Genomic DNA, 18,206 nt, shown 5'->3' with positions numbered 1-18,206 from the left:
CCGTGCTCTATATGCGGGCGCCCTTGGCACGATTGCAGGAGCGGCACAGGATCTGGAGGTTGGCGGCGCTGGTCGCGCCGCCGCGGCTGAGCGGGATGATGTGGTCGAACTCCAGGTAGTGCCCGTCGCCGCATTCCACGCATTTGCCGCCGTCGCGCTGCCAGACCTGCGCTTTCACCTCCTGCGGGATGCTGCGGGTGTCGCGCTGGCCGGGGGTGAGCACCAGTCGCTTGGCTACGCGCAGGGCGCCTTCCAGCGCGGCAGCCACGTAGTCCGGATCGGCGACGGCGAACCTCGCGCCACCGCGTGCCGAGGTGGCCGCGATCACCACGCAGCCTTGCTCGGCGTGCACGGAAACCACGCGGGACCACGGCATTTCGGTGCCCGCGCCGGCGCCGACGAAGCGCAGCTTCTTGTTGCTGCTGATCAGCCTGCCCTCGGTGAGCTTCGGGCCGCGGGCCAGCTGACGCACATGCGTCGCGGGCAGATCCAGATGCACCGTCTCCTCGGGGTCCAGGTGCAGGCCCGGCGTGCGAACCACCGGCAGGTCGCCCGAGCGCAGCCGGTACAGCGTGTTGCCGCGGTGCATGCGCCGGCGCAGATCCTCGATCAGCGGGCCGCCGAGCCCGAGTTCGGTCACCGCCTGCTCGAACAGTTCCAGTTCCGCCGCCCTGACCTCGCCATCGGCGAAGGCGAAAGTGACCAGGCGCTCCACATAAGTTTGCGCCAGGTCACGCAGCGCGAAGCGGCCCGCGTCGGCATCGATGCGCTGATAACGCAACGACGCCCAGAGGGCCGCCCATTCGGGGCCGCGTGGACCGTGCGTGGTGAGCACCCGCCAGGCGCGAGCGTGCCAGTGGGTGAGGTACTCCTCGATCTCCGGCTCACACCGGCCGCAGGGCGCGAGACCGCCGAACAACTTGCGGCGCAGCGGGCTTCCGCAGCGTTCGCAGTGCCGACCGCCGGGCGGGGGACGCAGGTAGGCGTCGCCGGTCCACTCCGTACCGTCCCACCAGCGCATGCGCTGCGGGTTATCGGGATCCGGATGCCAATCGGCGCGTTCGGGATTCGGGGGAGGCGGGGGAGCGATCGGTGCGGTTTCCGTGGTGTACCGGGTCAGATCGACCGGACGGTGGGTGGGGGTCCGGGGCATGACCGAAGTCTCCCGACGGTCGAGCAGGTCGGTGCGTGGCCATGCGGTTTCGCCGTAGCCGGGCTGCGTCGCCCGGCCGCGTTCGCCCTGTCCCGGGGAGATATCGGCGGGGCTGTGGTCCTCGGCGATCCGGAGCACCGGAGCGTCTTCCGAGACGCCGCTCGGTCCATCCGGCCGCTCGAGCGGCGCCGTCGCGGACTCCTCGTTCCCGCGCGACAGGCCGGAGGGTAACTGCCCGTGCGGACGATGCCGAGCCGGAGCGAGATCGGGCGTTCCGGGCGCTGGCTCCGGCTGCGTCCTCGGTATGTTCGAAAGCCGTTCCCGCGCAGGTGGAGTGCGGGCGGGCCGGTGCACCCGGAACGGGTTGGTCGGATGCGTGGTGCGGGCGGGCTCGGACGGATCGTTGACCTGGACGCCGAACTCGGTGACCAATCCCGCCAGTCCGCTGGACCAGCCCTGCCCGATGGCGCGGAACCGCCACTGCCCGTCGCGGCGGTAGAACTCGCCGAACATCAGGGCGGGCACCGCGTCCACGTCGTCGATGTCGAACGTCACGACGGCCCCGTCGACGGCGTGCACGGCGACGGTCAACCCGTGGATTTCGCCGAAAGTCGCCCCGTCCACCGAGCCGGAGACGACGATACGATCGACGTCGGCCTCGGTACGCGGCAGCGAGACGCTCAGCCGCGCGGTTCGCGGTGCGGGTTCCTGGTCGAGCGTGACCGCCTGGGAGACATGTCGCGGCGCGTTGTAGAACACCAGGTCCCGGTCCGAGCGCACCGCGCCGGAGGCATCCAGCAGCAAGGCGTGCGCGTCCACAGCATGGTCCGATCGCCATGAAACAACCACGGCTAGAAGGGATGTCGGTACTGCTGCGTTCGCGCCCTTGCTGAGTTTCATGGTGCTCGAACTATGCCACGACCCTCCGACACGCCGAACGCGCGAGGTGATCTCACTCGGCGGGGCGCGATCGTGCGTACTGCACAGCCGACTGTCCGAATGGGTGCGAGCTGTCGGCGGTGTCGTGCGCTGACTACCTGCCAGGCGCGGATATGTCGGCCGCCGGCCTTCCGGATGATGGTCATGTTCGTGCTCGCGATCGGCGACCAGCCCGCCGCGGCCCAGACGCTATGGCCGCACCGGCATGGGCCGTGCCCGCAGGGATCGCGTCGAAGTCGCCGCGTCGCTCGGGCTGGGTACGGTGGCGTGCCGAGGCAATCGAGCCTGGACACAAACCGGCTGGTTCGGGCAATACCCCGCGCCTGCTGTCCGGTACGGCACAGTGTTCTCATGACGAACCCGAAACCCCCGGGTCGTAAGCCGTCGACCCCGAAGTTGTCCGGCGGGCGCGTGCCCGGACCCGCCGACGTCCTGAACGCCGCGCAGGCCGCGGTCGAAGCGGCCCAGACGGCGGCGGGCCAGGCGCTGGAAGCCGCGCAGCTGACCGCGTCATCGGCGTTCGACGCGGCGGTGCGGCTACCGCCCGCCTCGGCCCAGCTGGCCGCGCAGCTACCCGACCTGATCGAGCGGCTCTCGATCGCGGTCGAGCGGCTGAATTCCACGATCGATCGCCTCGACCGCACCCTGGCGCTCGCCGACCCTGCCTTCGCCGCCTACGACCGGCTGCTACCCAGGCTGGAGGCGATGATCTCGCTCGGCGAGGACGTGCTCGGGAAGCTGGCCAAATTGCCGGGCATCTCGCTGCTGGGCAAACTGACCGGCCTCAGCGCGCCGGAGCAGCAAGAGACCGAGCCGCCGCGGCGAAAGCCCACCAGGCGGCGCAAATAGCGACGGTGCTCGAGATCAGCGGTGCGCGTGATCGGCGGCGGCCCGCAAAGTGGCGGCCGCCTTGAGCAGCACTTCGCGGTACTCGTCCGCCGGGTCCGAGTCGAGCACGATCGCGCCGCCCGCCCCGATCCGCCAGTGGCCGTCGTAGCGAACGGCGGTGCGGATCACGATGTTGAGGTCCGCGGTGCCGCCGAGCCCGAGGAAGCCGATGGTGCCCGAATAGACCCCGCGTGCTTCGGTTTCCAGCTCGTCGATGATCTCGCAGGTGCGCAGCTTCGGCGCGCCGGTCATCGAGCCGCCGGGAAAACAGGCACGCAGGCAGTCGACGACGCCGACCTCCGGCCGCAGCCTGCCGCGCACGGTCGACACCAGCTGATGCACCGTCGCGTACTGCTCGGTGGCCATCAGCTTCGGCACGTACACGCTGCCGATCTCGCAGACCCGGCCGAGATCGTTGCGCAGCAGGTCGACGATCATCAGGTTCTCCGCCCTGGTCTTCGGGCTGTCGGCCAGCTCCCGGCGCAGGCGCTCGTCCTGTTCGGGCGTGGCGCCGCGCGGCGCGGTGCCTTTGATCGGCTTGCTCTCCACGACGCGGTGACGATTGATCTTCAGGAACCGCTCCGGTGACGAGCAGGCGATGTCGAGGTCGTCGAAGCGCAGGTAGGCGGCATACGGCGCCGGGTTACAGCGGCGCAGCGTGCGATAGAAATCCAGCCCGTCGGCCGCGGCGGCGGGAATCGTCGCACTGTCGGTGAGGCAGATCTCGTAGGACTCGCCCGCGTGCAGACGCTCCTGGCATACCGCGATATCGGCGAGATAGCGCTCCCGGCCGCGGGTGAGCAGCGGTGCGACCGCGTCGCCGTCCGGCGGCAGTTCGAGCGTCGGCGGATTCGACCAGGTCGGAAGGGTTTCCAAGGTCTCGCGGGTGTCGCGCAGCCAGTCCGCGCCGGACCGGGCGGTATCCGGTGTGTCGCTGAGTGCGAGCAGATGCGTCCGGCCGCCCACGTGGTCGACCACCACCAGCCGGTCGGCGAAGATCCACTGCGCGTCCGGGGTCGGCGCGCGATGGACCGCGGTCCCGCCGCAGTCGGCTTTGACTTCGTAGCCGAGGTAACCGACATATCCACCGGCGAAATCGAACGGTAGATCGGGCAATTCGAGCCGGCGCGTCCGCAGCTCGGCGGCCAGGAAGTCGAGGATGCCGCCGCCGACGGTGCGCCGATGCCCGTCCGACGTTTCCACGGTCACCTCGCCGTCGCCGACGCGGTAGCGCAGCACTTCCGCCAGCGGACCGCTCGCGTCGCCCAGGAAGGAGAACCGATCCGCTCCTGGTTCCACGTGCTCGCTGTCCAGCCAGAACGCCGTGGGGGAGTTGCCGTACAGCCGTACGAAAGCGCTCTCGGTGTCGATGGCCCGCTCGATCACGTCCTGGTGGAGCCGGAAGGTCCGCCGCGGTGGAGGTTCGGTGCGCGTTCGCGCGGAGGATGTTTCGCGCGAACGCTCGAATCCGGCCGCGGCGGCCGGGAACTGGGCGGGCGCCAGCGGAACGCGCGTCTCGGCGGTGGCCTGTGCCGCGGGAGGCGGGAAGCCCACCGCCTCCGGCACGACTTCGCGCTGCACCTCGACCGATCCGCGCGAATCCGGGAAGCGCGGCGCAATCCGCTGCGCCGCCGTGAGCTTCGCGAAGTTGCGCAGCAGTGCCGCGCCGAACTCGCTGGCGATCGATTCCGGATGGAACTGCACCCCCCACTGCGGGCGCGTGCGGTGCCGCACACCCATGACGACGCCGTCGGCGGCCACCGCGGTGACCTCCAGATCGTCCGGCAGCGGCCGCAGCGCGCACAGCGAGTGATACCGCACGGCGGTGAAACCCTGCGGGATTCCGTCGAACAGATCCCGGTCGTCGTGCTCGATCCGATCGAGATGGCCATGTCTGGCGGCGGGCGCCTCGGCGACCAGACCTCCCGCCGCGACCACGATGCCCTGATGGCCGAGGCATACCCCGAGCAAGGGGAGGCCGGTCTCCGCGATCACCGCCGCGGAGATTCCCACGTCCCGCGGCACGTCCGGCCGTCCCGGTCCCGGCGAGATGACCACGTTGTCGAAGCGTCCGAGACCGAGCTCGGCGACCGTGCGCGCCTCATCGTTGCGCACGACCGTCGGCTCGACGCCGTTCACCGCGCTGATCAGCTGATACAGGTTGTAGGTGAACGAGTCGTAATTGTCGATCAACAGCGTGTGCATGGTTCTCGAAACCCTACGCCGCGCTGGTCGGCGCAAACTGTTGTCATCTGCCTTCAGTTCGTCTCGTGCGGTGGTGCACAATGTGGGGCATGTCTGTTGCGCAACCGGTTGACGTGGACCCCGCGGTCGTCGACTTCGTCGTCGTCGGCAAGTGGATGGATGAGCAGGGTCTGCCCGCGGGTGAATTCGAGGACGTGACCGCGCTGGGCGGCGGCACGCAGAACATCATGCTCCGCTTCACCCGCGGTGGCCGGGCGTACGTGCTGCGCCGTGGGCCGAAGCACCTGCGGGCCAAGAGCAACGACGTGATCCGGCGCGAGGCCCGTCTGCTCGGCGCGCTGGGCGGCACCGAGGTGCGCGCACCCCGGGTGATCGCGGCCTGCCCCGACGAATCGGTGCTGGGCGCGGTCTTCTACCTGATGGAGCCGATCGACGGTTTCAACCCGCAGAACGAACTGCCCGAACTGCACGCGAGCGATCCGGAGATGCGCAGGCAGATGGGTCTGTCCGCGGTCGAGGCCATCGCGCGGCTCGGCGCGCTGGACTACCGGGCGCTCGGCTTGGCCGATTACGGCAAGCCGGAGGGCTTCCTGGAACGTCAGGTGCCGCGCTGGCTCGGTGAACTGGAGTCGTACTCGGCCAACGAGGGCTACCCGGGCCCGCAGATTCCCGGCGTGGAATCGGTGGGTGAATGGCTGGAGCGCAACCGTCCGGCCGAGTGGACGCCCGGCATCCTGCACGGCGACTGTCATCTGGCGAACATGATGTTCTCCTTCGACGGCCCGCAGGTGGCGGCGATGGTGGACTGGGAGATGTCCACCATCGGTGACCCGCTGCTGGACCTCGGCTGGCAGATCGCCACCCGGCCGGAGCCGGGTACCACCGGCGCGGCGCTGGTCGGCAAGCTCGGCGCGGTCGGCGGGCTGCCGGCGCCGGAGGAGATGATCGCGCACTACGGGCGGTTCTCCGATCGGGATCTGAGCGCCATGCCGTGGTACACGGTGCTGGCCTGCTTCAAGCTCGGCATCGTTCTGGAGGGCACGCACGCCCGCGCGTTCGCGGGCAAGGCGCCCAGGCAGGTGGGCGATTTCCTGCACGCGATCACGCTGGAGCTGTTCGAGCGGGCGCACCGGCTCATGGAGTGACTGTCGGGATGTTGCCGATAGTTGACCGAAAATCGGTAGAAGGGGCGACTCGGCCACGCTTAGGTTGGCCGCATGCCGATCGTTCCCGATGTCAAGGACTGGACCTGGGTGCTCGAACGCGCCTGTTCCGAATGCGGTTTCGACGCCGCCGCGACCAGTTACGAGGCCGTGCCCGCGCTGACCCGCGAGGCGGCCGTCCGATTCGCGGCGGTGCTCGACCGCCACGAGGTCCGCACCCGGCCGGACGAATCCACCTGGTCGGCCCTGGAATACGGCGCCCACGTGCGCGACGTGTGCCGCCTCTTCGATACCCGTCTCGGCCAGATGCTGGCAGGTGACCCCGAGGGCGAGATCCCGCGCTTCGCCAATTGGGACCAGGACGCCACCGCGATCGCCGATCGCTACGGCGAGCAGGATCCGGCCCGGGTCGCGGCGGAACTGGACGAGGCCGCCGAGCGTATAGCGCGCTCCTTCGAATCCGTTCCGCAGGCCCGGCGTGGACTGCGCGGGGCGCGCAGTGACGGGGCGGTGTTCACGGTGGAGTCCTTCGCGCGGTACTTCGTGCACGATCTGGTGCACCACCTGCACGACGTCCGCGGCTGACAGAACTGTAACGCGTTCGGGACCGGCACCGCGCTGTGGGCCGGAAATTCCGCCGCGGTACTAGAACGCGTTACATTTTTCTCGTACTGTGGGTGCAGTCACATATAAGCACGTGCATGCGAGAGGGTCGACAGGAATGAAGACGAAGGGCGCGATCCTGTGGGGGATCGACCAGCCGTGGTCGGTGGAGGAGATCGAGGTCGGCGATCCGGTCGGCGGCGAGGTGCAGATCCGCATGGAGACCGCGGGTATGTGCCACTCCGACCACCACATCGTGACCGGCGCGACCCCGATGCCGTCCTTTCCCGTGATGGGCGGGCACGAGGGCGCGGGCGTGATCACCAAGCTCGGTCCGAACTGTCCGGCCGACCTGCAGGTCGGCGACCACGTGATCCTGTCGTTCATCCCCGCCTGCGGCCGCTGTCCGGCCTGCGTCGCCGGGCACATGGCGCTGTGTGACCTGGGCGCGGGACTGCTGCTCGGCCAGGCGATCAGCGACGGCACCTACCGCGTCCAGGCCCGCGGCGAGAACGTCATCCCGATGTGCCTGCTGGGCACCTTCGCGCCGTACATGACGGTGCACCACACCTCGGTGGTGAAGATCGATCCGAGCATTCCGTTCGAGGTGGCCTGCCTGGTCGGCTGCGGTGTGCCCACCGGTTTCGGCTCGTCCACCCACGTCGCCCAGGTGTCCCCCGGCGAGACCGTGGTGATCGCGGGCATCGGCGGCGTCGGCATGAGCGCGCTGCAAGGCGCCGTGCTGTCGGGCGCCTCGAAAGTCGTTGCCATCGATCCGAATCCGTGGAAGCGCGAACAGGCGCAGAAGTTCGGCGCCACGCACACCTACGAGAGCATGGCCGCCGCGATCATGCCGCTGATGGAGGCCACCGAGGGCCGGATGGCGGAGAAGGTCATCCTGACCATGGGCGAGATGCACGGCGAGTACATCGAGGAGGGCCTGATCCTCACCGCGAAGGCCGGCACCCTGGTGGTCACCTCGATGGGCCGGATGGACGAAAACGACGTCAAGCTGAACAGCTTCCTGCTGTCCATGCTGCAGAAGACGGTGAAGGGCTGCATCTTCGGCGGTGGCAACGCCCGCCAGGACGCGCCGCGCCTGCTCGCGCTGTACAAATCCGGCCAGCTCAACCTGGACGACATGGTGACCCGCAGCTACTCCCTGGAGCAGATCAACCAGGGCTACCAGGACATGCTCGACGGCAAGAACATTCGCGGCATCATCAAGTACACCGAAGCCGACTGGTAACCGCCGGGTCGTGGCCGGGCGTCCCAGCCCACCCAGGACGCTGCTCGGACGAGGTCTTGGCCGTTGCGGGGAAGCTCAGTTCTGTCCTCGCTCGGCGAGTTCGATGGCGATCCGCGCGATCAGGTCGTACGGGACCGGCTTGCCGAGCGGGAACTTCAGCGTCCCCTTGCCCGCCCGGTACGGCTCGACCGCGCGCTGCAACGCCGGATCGCCTTCGGGGATCGGGTAGAGGCTCACGTGCTGCTTCCAGCCCGCGAAATGAACGACGTTGTGACCGCGCAGCCGAAACGTGGGAATGCCGTAGCTGATCGCCTCGGTCGCCTCCGGTAGCGCTGTCCGGATGGTGCGCCGGATCTCTTCGAGGATGCCCCGCACGTCCTCGGGGAATGCGGCGAGGTATGCGTCGATGCTGGTCGGCTGTTCTGCCACGATGTCCCTCGATTCCCCGATGGATACTTCGCTGAGCCGGGCGCCGTGAGTGTATGCGGCCAACCCGCGGGACCTGCGCCGGCCGTGACGGTTCGGCGCGCCGCTCGCCGCCACCAACCTGAGCGTCGGCTTGTCCGGTCGACGCTCAGGTTGCCGCGGTCTGGATCCCTCGGCCCCTGAGACCTACTCGAGGTCTCCGGCGAGCAGGTTCGTCACTCGTCCTCCGGGTCCGCGTCGGGCCGGGTCCAGGCCAGGATCATCGTCGGGGTGCAGCCGCCGACGAGCAGCGCGGTCAGCAGCATCAACCCGCCCGCGTAGGCCGCCTGCATATTGTCGAGATCGGTGAATCCGCCCACGACGATCAGCCAGATCGCGGGAATCATCGCCAGCGTCTGTGTGAGGGTGAGCCCCACCGAGCGAGCCGCGTTGCGCTGCTCGATCTCCCATTCGTCCAGGGCACCGGCGGGCGCGTCGGCTTGGCGTCCCGAGACGATCTGGAGCGAGATCCACAGCGGAAAGAACACCAGACAGGCCGGCGCCCACAGCAGGGGTCCTCGTTCCAGACCGCACGCGATCAGCACCGCGACGACCGCCAGGGCCAGGAACATCGTCGCGAGGGCCACCACCAGCAGCCGGCGGCGGCGACGCGTCCGCCACCGCGGCAACATGTGGGCCCAGCGCTCGGCGTAGAACTCGAACCGGCGTGTCCGGCGAGCCTGGTACCGCTCCAGCAGATTCGGGTGCGTCATCGAATATCCCCTCCGTCGTTCCGGTAGACCGCCGTGGACAGCGGCGCGAATTCCTCCCGGGAGAACACCGCCTCGACCGGCAGCCCGAACACATCGCAGATCCGCAGCGCCAGATCAAGGCTCGGATAGTGATCGCCGCGCTCCAGCGCCCCGACCGTCTGCGGATTCACCTCGATCGCCTCGGCAAGCTGGACCCGGCTCATTCTCCGCTCGGCACGTAACACCCCGATACGGTTGTAAATGGGAAGATTTTTCCCACGTCTCACGGGACTCATGCAACAAACTGTTGCATAAACCCAACAGAACGTCAACGGTGGAGGCAGCCCGCAGCCGCTGAGCCAGGAAGGCGCCGACAGCGGCGGGGCATCGCGTGATGCTCGCGAAAATGGTTCTCTGACCAGCACTTCCGCCGATGCTACGGCGACCCGGTGCTCAGATGCGGCAGCGCAGCAGGGCTTCGCGCAGGTTGCGGCTGCGGACGTCGTCGAGGACGGCGAGGCCGAGCCGGTTCATCGTGTAACCGAAGCCCAGACCGGTGGTGGGCTCGGCGAATCCGAACGAGCCGCCGAGTCCCGTCGTGCCGTAGGCGCGCTTGTCCGAGCCGAACCGGAACGTGCCGCGTGACTTGCGGAAACCCAGGTGGTAGCGGCTCTTGGTGTGCAGCACCAAGTCCTCGGCGGGGACGTCGTCGGCGGTTTCGGCCGCGGCGAGCCGGTCCAGCAACGCGTTGTCGATCGGCAGCGCGCCGGTGCGGGCTGCGGCCGCGCCGTAGATCTTGGCCAGCGCGCGGGCGTTACCCACCCCGTTGTGTCCGGGTAGCTCCACCTCGAGAAATTCACGTCGCGCCGCCCGTGCCGGTGCTCCGCAGCGCGGATTGGTCAGCGCCGCGTAGGACAGCCCGCGTTTGGCATAGACCTCCGCGCCGATCCGCAGCGGGATATCACGCTCGTAGCGCACCACGTCCAGGCCGCGGGTCGCCGACAGCGTGGCGATCCGGTCCATGCTCTGCTCGGCGGGCAGGCCGATGAAGAAATCCAGGCCGAGCGGTGCGGCGATGTCTTCGGCGAAGATGCGCCCGAGCGTGCGGCCCCGCGGGTCTACCCGGCGCAGCAGTTCGCCCTGGTAGAGCCCGAGGGTGATCGCGTGGTAGCCGTGCCTGGTGCCGGGCCGCCACGCGGGTTTCTGCGCGGCCAGAATGGTGGCGAGGCCGTCCGAATCGGCAATCTGGGACAACCGGACGACTTCGCTCAGGCCCGACAGCCCGGCTTGGTGGTCGATCAACTGACGCACGGTCACCGCGTCCTTGCCGTGCGCGGCGAACTCCGGCCAATACTTCGCCACCGGCTGCTCGTAGTCGAGCAGGCCCTTGCTCGCCGCCGCGGCGACGGTGAATGCCGCCATGCCCTTGGTCGAGGAGAACACCGGGACGATCGTGTCCTGTTCCCACGGCAGCGTGCGATGCCGATCGCGGAAGCCCGCCCACAGGTCCACCACCGGGCGGTCGCCCGCGTAGACCGCGACGGCGGCGCCGATTTCGCCGTGCCGGGCGAAGTTGCGGCGGAAGGCGTCGGCGACCGGTCCGAAACCGGACGCGACGTCGCCGTGAACAGTGGGCTTTTCACTCATGGTTGGTCGATGGTACTGAGCGGCTCTCGTAGGCTCGCAGGGTGCGATCAATCGAGCAGATTCGGGAATGGCCGGTTCGGCACGCGGCGGCGGCGGTGGTCACCGCGGACGGCGCGACCGCGAGCGAAGGCGATGTCGACCGGGTGTTCCCGCTCGCGTCGGTGACCAAGCCGCTGGTCGCCTACGCCGTTCTGGTCGCGGTGGAAGAGGGTGCGGTCGAGCTCGACCAGCCCGCTGGGCCGCCCGGCGCCACGGTGCGTCATCTGCTGGCGCACGCCTCCGGACTCGCGTTCGACACCACCGACGTCCAAGCCGCCCCCGGCGCCAAGCGGATCTATTCGAGCGCGGGCTTCGAGGTGCTCGCGGAGTTCGTCACCGAGCAGACCGGGATCGCGTTCGACGAGTACCTGCGCGACGCGGTGTTCGCGCCGCTGGGGATGACGGCGTCGGTGCTGGCCGGGTCCGCCGGGCACGCCGCACGGTCCACCGCCGCGGATCTGAGCCGCTTCGCCGCCGAATTGCTGAACCCGCGGTTGATCTCGCCGCAGACGCACGCCGAGGCCATCTCCGTCCAGTTCCCCGGCCTCAACGGCGTACTGCCCGGCTACGGTTCGCAGCGTCCCAACGACTGGGGACTCGGCTTCGAAATCCGCGACGAGAAGACGCCGCACTGGACCGGTGGCACGAATTCGCCACAAACCTATGGACATTTCGGCCAATCCGGGACATTTTTATGGGTTGACCCTCGAACGGGTTTGGCGTGTCTCGCCTTGAGCGACGAGAATTTCGGCGACTGGGCGCGGGCGGCCTGGCCACCGCTCAGCGATGCGGTCATCGCGGAGGTGGCAGCCGCTCGCAACACGGCTGTGAAGTAACACGTGTAACTTCGGGCACTCCAGTAGACTCGGGCAACGCCAGTTCGATGAGTCGTTGGGGAAGACGTTCCTCGTCGAAGCTGGAGGTGTTGGTGGTGCGCGCATCGAGTCAGTTCGCGGACGCGACGGCGGGTGTGGTCTATATCCACTCGTCGCCTGCCGCGCTGTGCCCGCATGTCGAATGGGCACTGACCTCGGCCCTGGGCGCCCCCGCGAAGCTGCGCTGGACCGCGCAACCGGCCGACGGACAGCTGCGCGCGACCAGCGAATGGATCGGCCCCGTCGGCACCGCCTCCCGGATCGCCCAATCGTTGCGCTCCTGGCCGGTGCTGCGTTTCGAGGTGACCGAGGAGCCCAGCGACGGCGTGGACGGCGAGCGCTACAGCTTCGTTCCCGGCCTCGGTCTCTGGCACGGCTCCACCAGCGCCAACGGCGACGTCATGGTCGGCGAAATGCGCCTGCGCGCCATGCTGCAAGCCACCCGCGAACTCGGCAAGTACTCCGCCTACGACCTAGCCGCCGAAATCGACCGAGCCCTCGGCACCGCCTGGGACGAAGACCTCGAAATCTACCGCTACGGAACCGAATCCGGCGCCGAGGTCACCTGGCTGCGCCGCGACGTGGGGTAGGGTGCGCTCCGGTCCGTCGGCGCGAGCCGCCGAAGCCGAGCGGCCTGCACCGGTGCTTCCACGTGAGCAGTGCCAATTCGCCTGAGCCGCCGCACGAACCGCGGGCAACGGCTGCCGGTATTCTGTCCGCCGCTTCCGGTAGAGGACCGCGGAGTGGACTTCGATACTCGGCGCGGCACGTTCAGGCCAGTTGGTGCTCGTAGGCGAAGGCGGCGGCCGCGGTACGCGAAGTCACGTCGATCTTCGCGAAGATGTTGGAAAGGTGCCGTGCCACGGTTTTCTCGCTGAGAACCAAGTTCGCGGCGATCTCCGGGTTGCTTCGCCCCGCCGCCACCAGACGCAGCACCTCGAGCTCTCGCTCGGTGAGCCCGCAGGGAGCGGACGGACGCAATAGTTCGGTGGCCGCGCGTTCGTCCGGAGCCGCGCCGAGTTCGGCGAAGACGCGTCGGGCCGCGGCCAGTTCGGAGCAAGCGGAGTCCTCGTCGCCGAGGCCGCGCACTGCGCGACCGATCGCGACCCGGCACCGTGCCGTCTCATACGGTGCGCCGAGGTCGGACCAGATCCGCGCCGCGCGCCGCAACTCCGGTATGGCTGCGGCATAGTCGGTTCGGGCCAGGGCAACGCAGCCCTTGGCGTAGCAGGCCATGGCCCGTAATGCGGCCGAGCCGAAACCAGCGCCGATCTGGGTCAACTCGGCGCTCAGGTCGGCCGCCTCGTCGGACTCACCTGAGGCGAGCAGGATTTCGATCGCGGCGGGCAAGACCTGGGAACGATGCACGGGATCGTTCGCCTCGGCGACCAGGCGCCGTACGGCGCCGAGTGCCGCCGCGGCGCGGCCGCGGGCCAGCCAGAGCAGCGCCAGTCCCGGCTGTGGCTCATGGCCGTGCGCGAGCGCGCTGCGATAGGCGCGGTCGGCCTCATCGTAAGCGCCGCGGATGCGTAATACGTCCCCGCGTTCGGCCATCGCCAAGCCCGCGGCAGCTGTCGTCTCTGCCGCGATGTAGCGGCGGACAGCGAGCCCGAACTCCTCGAGCGCCGCATCATAGGCGCCGTGCATCCGCATCAGTTGCCCGCGGTGCACGGCACATTGGCCGGTGAACAGCACGAGGCCGGGCTGATCGGCACACCAGCTGGTCAGTGCCATCGTCCATTCTTCGGCTCGGCCGAGATCGGAGATCTCCTGGCACGCCTCGATCATTGCGCAATAGATCTGCCCGGCGAATATCGTCGATACGTTCCCGGAGGAGATGCAGACCATCGCCTCGTCCATGAGCGTCAGCCCGTCGCGAACCCGGCCGGAGTACAGGGCCAACCTGCCCTGGGCACACAACCCCATCGCGGTCAGGTCGGGTTCGTCGAAGCTCCGCCCGTAGTCGGTGATCGCATCGGCGCATCGGGCGGCGTCGGCGAACTCACCCGCGAGAATATGGCGGAACATCACCGGGACCAGGACATAGCCGCGCTCCACCACCTCCTCCGGCACCTCACGCAGCAGCCGCTGAGCTTTGGCCACCCACCCGCCACCGATGGCGGACTCGCCGGTGTTCAGCAAGGTCTGCGCCAGCCAGAACGCGCTGCGGACCGCGGCGAGCCGGTCGCCGGCGTCCAGATGCAGCTGGTAGGCGCGCTGCATCGCCTGGACGCAGTCGTTGGTGCGGCCGGTCAGATAGGCCGCCGCCGCCAGTCGCGCGAAATCGTCGCCGTCGAGTGCGGCCGCGTCCAGATCGGAAAGTGCGTCGAAAGCAGCCAGCCACTCCCGGCGCTCGTACGCCTCCCGAGCCCGAAGCAACCTGTCGACCACGCCCATCGCGTATCACCTGGTAGGCACGATACGCGCTGGACGTCACGAGGTGTGCACACGCCGGTCGGTGTCAGGCCGCCGCCGCCTCTCCCATGCTGGCCCGCTCCTTCGCTCGCGCGGCGATCCGGCGCGCGACGTATTCCGCGTCCCGGCCCACGCCGGGGAACACCATCGAGGAGAACGCGTACTGGAAGCTCAGGCCGCAGAAAAACAGTCCGGGCATCTCGTCGACGACGCCACGGTACTCCCGCGGCCAGCCGTCGTCACCGATGACCGGCACATCGATCCAGTCGAACACCTGCCGGAACCCGGTCGCCCACAGGACATTTCGCACGTCCAGCACGGTGCCGTCGTCCAACTCGGGCCGCCCACCTCGCACTCCAGCCATGCGCGCGGTCAGCCGCCGGACGCCCCGCTCGGCCAGGTCCTCGCGCTTGACCCGCAGCATCGGTCCACCATGAAATCTAGTCTCGCGCATTACTTTTCGGCCGATCGCGGTCCGCCGGGTGACGATATGCCGCCACAGGAACACCAGCACCGGCAGGGCGACCTTGATCCGGCGGGAGTCCCAGCGCAACGGAATCTGCCCGCAATCGCGACCGCACAGGATGGTCGGCCGGGTGGCCGCCAGTTCGTACGCGATATCGGTTCCCGAGTGCGATGCGCCGACCACCAGCGCGGGCCCCGGCTGGAGTTGGTCCGGCCGCCGGTACTCGCTGGAATGCAGTTGCGTGATTCCCGGGTCCAGTTCCGCGGCGAATTCCGGCACGTACGGTGTCCGGCCGAACGTGCCCGTCGCGATGACCACGTTGTCGCAGGTGATCGTGTCCTCGCCGATTCGGGCGAGGTAGCCGCCACCCGACCGGGCTGTCAGCCGGTCGACGCCGGTACGCGTGCGCACGGGAAGATCCTGATGCAGCGCATACCGCTCCAGGAAGTCGGCCACTTGTTCTTTGCCGGGATAGCTCCATCGGTCGTCCGCCGGGAAAGGCATCCCGGGCAGCCCGGTGTACTTGGCGGGCGTGTAGAGCCGCAACGAGTCGTAGTGCCTGCGCCAGTTGTCGCCGATCCGCTCGTCGCGGTCCACGATCAGAAACGGCCGCCCGAGCCGCCGCAGATGGTGGCCGGTGGACAGCCCCGCCTGCCCGGCCCCGATGATGAGTGTCTCGATGTACTGCGTAGTCATATCGGCCTCCCGAATGTTGTGGTGTGGCCTTCGACGCTAGGAGCGCACCGTCCTATTTCGCGTCGGGCAATTCACCCATCCGGTTTTTGCCCGGCATGGGTAGATGTACCCACTCACCTGGGCGTTCGAATACCTGGCTCCGCCAGTTTCCGGTGCTGTCCCACCAGGCAGCGCAACTTCGGCCGATACCGGACGGCTCACGCCTGGCCCCGGTACCCGATGATGCCTCTTGCCTGGTGTGAGCCGCCGACCTGGTGGAGGAAAACCGCGACGACGGTCCAGAACGGCCTGCACCACAGCCTCTGGAAAGGGGCATTCGCGTGGTTTCGCCCCGGTCAGCGGTGGTCGCGCCGCTTATTCGTCAGTGTGCTGCGAGGCCGACTCGGTCGCAAAGATCCTGAACCTCGTCGCGCATTCCCGACGGCGGGCGGTTCCGCAGCCCGTGCAGGATCTCGCGGGCGTAGCCGTTGTACCGGATCGTCTCAGGTGCCGTTCGCTCCGATTTGTTCAGCAACGCCAGGGCGGCGACGAACTCGTCACGCTGGTAGTGCGCGCGGGCTACCTCGATGAAATGGCGGCTGCGGCGCGGTACGGATGCGATCCGGTCGGCGTCGAACGCACGGCCCGCGCGCAATGCCTCGCCCGGTCGGCACAGTTCTACCCCCAGTGTCGTCGCGTGTGCCTGCATGACCGGGATCGAGAACGAGGTCTGGACGTGCCGGTAGGCAGGTCCGAGTTGGTCAGCTATCCGGCTGGCCGCTTCCCAGTGCGCCCAGGCGTCGCCATAACGACCACGGCGGGCATGTACGTAGGCGAGCTCGGCCTGAAGAGCTCCGGTGATGCCTCGCCAATCATCCGGAATGCCATCTCGGCCGAGATAGGGCGCGAGCTGTGCTATCGCACTGCGCGCCAACGCTATTCCTTCGTCCCAGCGACCGCTGTCGCGCAGTGCCTGAACCATCGACCACGCACCGCACGCGATCATGTAAGGGTCGTCCGCCTCGTACGCCTCGTTCAGCGCGCGGTCGGCGACGAGCCAAACGAGTTCTGCCGCAGGCTGATACGCCACGAAGAAGTCTGCGAGTTGATAGACGCCGGAAAGGACTCGTCGAGCGGCGCGGCGGTCGTCGCCGGGCACTCGGGCTACGCCCTGTGCGTCTCTGATCAAGCCGGGCAGGAGCGCACCGAGCTGCGTCCGATGATCCGGGCTCGCGTGACGTACCTGCCATGCGTGCTGGAGCCGTAAAGCCAAGTGCTGAGCACTCGCCGACCGGTTCGGAGCCGCCAGCCGATAGTCGGTCAGCGCCGACCGCACATCGGTCAGCGCCGCATGCCGCTCTCCTGCGAACACCGAAACGGGAACCGCGTGCCCATTGCCGGTCAGCTCGGCCAGATCTTCGAGTTCCAGCGCACGGGCGATCCGCAGCAGCATCGGAAGGCGAGGGGCCTGCAAGCGACCGTTCTCCACTGCCTTCAACCACTCGGCCGACCGGCCGACCAGCCCGGCGAGGACCGGCCGTGACATGCCCACCCGTTCCCGGTGCGACCGGATCCGCTTGCCGACTGGGACGTTGTCCTCGTAGCTGTACACCGGCTGTACCCCTCTCGCCGCTGGTTCGATGGGTCAAGCGTAGCTGTATGAGTCCCACCGTAGATGGACAAAACCCGTGTCTGGCAGGCGATATCGGGTATGAACCGTACCCGGTCACGTGCCGAGACCCGCTTAGCGTCCTTTCCAGCCTCGCCGCCGAGTTGATGCCGTGCCTGATCGGTTCCTCGGCGGCGGGTGCTCACCAATACGCCGAGCAGGGGAGTGGTAGGGGATGGACGGGAATAGCTGCTGCGCAGCCGTGTCGTTGGGACCGAACGCGTTGGCCATCATCAGACGCGAGGTGTCCGGTGATGACGAGAAACGCGACGAGGGCTCTATTCGGGAAATAGCCGCTGCGCGGGGGTATTTCCTGGCCGAGATGGTCTTGTTCGCGACGGCGGCCAAGACTGCGGCGCTGTTGACGGTCCAGCACATCAGGGTGAGCGACGCGGCTGCGGTAATCGTGCCGGGCTTGGCGCATGTCGAGCCGTTCGCCCGTGCGGTCACTGAACTATGCGACTTGATCACCCCGGAGCAGACCTATCCGCGTGGGTATCGGTGGCCGTCGCTGTTGCCGGTTGATCACCCGTACCGGAGGTTGCCGTGAGTGGGTGGCAGCTGTTCGCGGTCGCCGTCGGTGTTGCTCTGCTCGTGACGCTGGTGATCGGGATTGCGATGTGGTTGTGGCCTGTTCAGCTCCCGGCGGGCAGAAGTGTCGCCGAGATCGAGCAACGAGTGCGACGAGAGCGGACGGATATGGACACTGGGGTCTGGCCGATGGGTTTCCCGCATGACGCACCCGACCATGCGATGGGTGTGGTGGAAGCGCAGATGACGATGCAGCGGCACCGCGACTGTCGCGTGGGCGAGTGCCCGCGCAAGACGGCCGCCTGGCGGGCGCTGGTGGAAGCGGGGCGGATTCGGCCGGATGCGGGTCGGCAACGGTAGAGCCGGGGCGGGCTGGAACCCGAATCGTAGCTGCTAGATCAAATCATGTTGAAAGGCAATGAATTTGGATAGCCTCGAGATGCGACCGCACCGGTCTTCGGTACGTCGATCGCTAGTGCTGGCAACAGAGTTACAACATCGCACCGCTTTGGTGCACCAACGTGGGGGAGTC

General features: G+C 68.3%; 17 protein-coding genes. 8 read left to right on the top strand and 9 right to left on the bottom strand.

Going from position 1 to position 18,206, the window contains the following annotated elements; all coding sequences use genetic code 11:
- Nucleotides 1-7 precede the first annotated feature (7 nt).
- Nucleotides 8-2,053 (bottom strand): TerD family protein, encoded by a 2,046-nt coding sequence (locus ACWPXK_RS23105; RefSeq protein ID WP_454198264.1) that lies wholly within the window; start codon nt 2,051-2,053, stop codon nt 8-10.
- Between the two features lie 390 nt (nt 2,054-2,443).
- On the opposite strand from ACWPXK_RS23105, the gene ACWPXK_RS23100 reads away from it, so the two are divergent.
- Nucleotides 2,444-2,941, top strand: coding sequence for a hypothetical protein (locus tag ACWPXK_RS23100; protein ID WP_454198263.1), 498 nt, complete (start codon nt 2,444-2,446; stop codon nt 2,939-2,941).
- 15 nt (nt 2,942-2,956) lie between these two features.
- Here the strand turns inward: ACWPXK_RS23100 and pabB are convergent, their stop codons facing one another.
- The gene (gene pabB, locus ACWPXK_RS23095) at nt 2,957-5,185 is read right to left on the bottom strand and encodes an aminodeoxychorismate synthase component I (RefSeq protein ID WP_454198262.1); all 2,229 of its coding nucleotides are present in this window, start codon (nt 5,183-5,185) and stop codon (nt 2,957-2,959) included.
- Nucleotides 5,186-5,265: 80 nt separating this feature from the next.
- On the opposite strand from pabB, the gene ACWPXK_RS23090 reads away from it, so the two are divergent.
- The 3 genes from ACWPXK_RS23090 to ACWPXK_RS23080 all read left to right on the top strand — a co-directional run bounded on the left by ACWPXK_RS23090 (nt 5,266) and on the right by ACWPXK_RS23080 (nt 8,200).
- Entirely contained in the window at nt 5,266-6,330 is a 1,065-nt protein-coding gene (locus ACWPXK_RS23090; protein WP_454198353.1) for a phosphotransferase family protein, read from the top strand.
- A gap of 72 nt (nt 6,331-6,402) precedes the next feature.
- Nucleotides 6,403-6,933: a DinB family protein gene (locus ACWPXK_RS23085; RefSeq protein ID WP_454198261.1), complete on the top strand. Its 531-nt coding sequence runs from the start codon at nt 6,403-6,405 to the stop codon at nt 6,931-6,933.
- A gap of 136 nt (nt 6,934-7,069) precedes the next feature.
- A complete protein-coding gene (locus ACWPXK_RS23080; protein ID WP_454198260.1) occupies nt 7,070-8,200 on the top strand; it encodes an NDMA-dependent alcohol dehydrogenase in 1,131 nt (376 codons plus the stop codon).
- Nucleotides 8,201-8,275: 75 nt separating this feature from the next.
- Here ACWPXK_RS23080 and ACWPXK_RS23075 read toward each other — a convergent pair whose 3' ends face one another.
- The 4 genes from ACWPXK_RS23075 to ACWPXK_RS23060 all read right to left on the bottom strand — a co-directional run bounded on the left by ACWPXK_RS23075 (nt 8,276) and on the right by ACWPXK_RS23060 (nt 11,004).
- On the bottom strand, nt 8,276-8,629 hold the full coding sequence (locus ACWPXK_RS23075) for an iron chaperone (protein ID WP_454198259.1): 354 nt from the start codon (nt 8,627-8,629) through the stop codon (nt 8,276-8,278).
- Between the two features lie 212 nt (nt 8,630-8,841).
- Nucleotides 8,842-9,378, bottom strand: a complete 537-nt coding sequence (locus tag ACWPXK_RS23070; RefSeq protein WP_454198258.1) for a hypothetical protein — start codon at nt 9,376-9,378, stop codon at nt 8,842-8,844.
- Nucleotides 9,375-9,653, bottom strand: a complete 279-nt coding sequence (locus tag ACWPXK_RS23065; RefSeq protein ID WP_437234641.1) for a helix-turn-helix domain-containing protein — start codon at nt 9,651-9,653, stop codon at nt 9,375-9,377. The genes ACWPXK_RS23070 and ACWPXK_RS23065 overlap by 4 nt, the downstream gene beginning before the upstream one ends.
- A 157-nt stretch (nt 9,654-9,810) precedes the next feature.
- Complete coding sequence (locus ACWPXK_RS23060) at nt 9,811-11,004, bottom strand: serine hydrolase domain-containing protein (RefSeq protein ID WP_454198257.1); 1,194 nt, start codon at nt 11,002-11,004, stop codon at nt 9,811-9,813.
- Between the two features lie 41 nt (nt 11,005-11,045).
- On the opposite strand from ACWPXK_RS23060, the gene ACWPXK_RS23055 reads away from it, so the two are divergent.
- Together ACWPXK_RS23055 and ACWPXK_RS23050 are read left to right on the top strand one after the other, a co-directional pair.
- Entirely contained in the window at nt 11,046-11,879 is an 834-nt protein-coding gene (locus ACWPXK_RS23055; protein WP_454198256.1) for a serine hydrolase domain-containing protein, read from the top strand.
- 95 nt (nt 11,880-11,974) lie between these two features.
- The gene (locus tag ACWPXK_RS23050; protein WP_364335395.1) at nt 11,975-12,508 is read left to right on the top strand and encodes a DUF3145 domain-containing protein; all 534 of its coding nucleotides are present in this window, start codon (nt 11,975-11,977) and stop codon (nt 12,506-12,508) included.
- Between the two features lie 181 nt (nt 12,509-12,689).
- Here the strand turns inward: ACWPXK_RS23050 and ACWPXK_RS23045 are convergent, their stop codons facing one another.
- The 3 genes from ACWPXK_RS23045 to ACWPXK_RS23035 all read right to left on the bottom strand — a co-directional run bounded on the left by ACWPXK_RS23045 (nt 12,690) and on the right by ACWPXK_RS23035 (nt 17,086).
- Nucleotides 12,690-14,315: a response regulator transcription factor gene (locus tag ACWPXK_RS23045; RefSeq protein WP_454198255.1), complete on the bottom strand. Its 1,626-nt coding sequence runs from the start codon at nt 14,313-14,315 to the stop codon at nt 12,690-12,692.
- A gap of 64 nt (nt 14,316-14,379) precedes the next feature.
- Nucleotides 14,380-15,495 (bottom strand): flavin-containing monooxygenase, encoded by a 1,116-nt coding sequence (locus ACWPXK_RS23040; protein WP_454198254.1) that lies wholly within the window; start codon nt 15,493-15,495, stop codon nt 14,380-14,382.
- Nucleotides 15,496-15,856: 361 nt separating this feature from the next.
- The gene (locus ACWPXK_RS23035; protein WP_454198253.1) at nt 15,857-17,086 is read right to left on the bottom strand and encodes a helix-turn-helix domain-containing protein; all 1,230 of its coding nucleotides are present in this window, start codon (nt 17,084-17,086) and stop codon (nt 15,857-15,859) included.
- A gap of 280 nt (nt 17,087-17,366) precedes the next feature.
- On the opposite strand from ACWPXK_RS23035, the gene ACWPXK_RS23030 reads away from it, so the two are divergent.
- Nucleotides 17,367-17,693 carry a hypothetical protein gene (locus tag ACWPXK_RS23030; RefSeq protein ID WP_454198252.1) on the top strand — a complete coding sequence of 109 codons (327 nt, stop codon included), beginning with the start codon at nt 17,367-17,369 and terminating at the stop codon, nt 17,691-17,693.
- Nucleotides 17,690-18,034 carry a hypothetical protein gene (locus tag ACWPXK_RS23025; RefSeq protein ID WP_454198251.1) on the top strand — a complete coding sequence of 115 codons (345 nt, stop codon included), beginning with the start codon at nt 17,690-17,692 and terminating at the stop codon, nt 18,032-18,034. Before ACWPXK_RS23030 ends, ACWPXK_RS23025 begins: the two co-directional genes overlap by 4 nt.
- Nucleotides 18,035-18,206 lie beyond the last annotated feature (172 nt).

This window comes from Nocardia sp. Marseille-Q1738, assembly GCF_965283145.1.
This window is presented reverse-complemented; position numbering and strand designations above follow the sequence as displayed.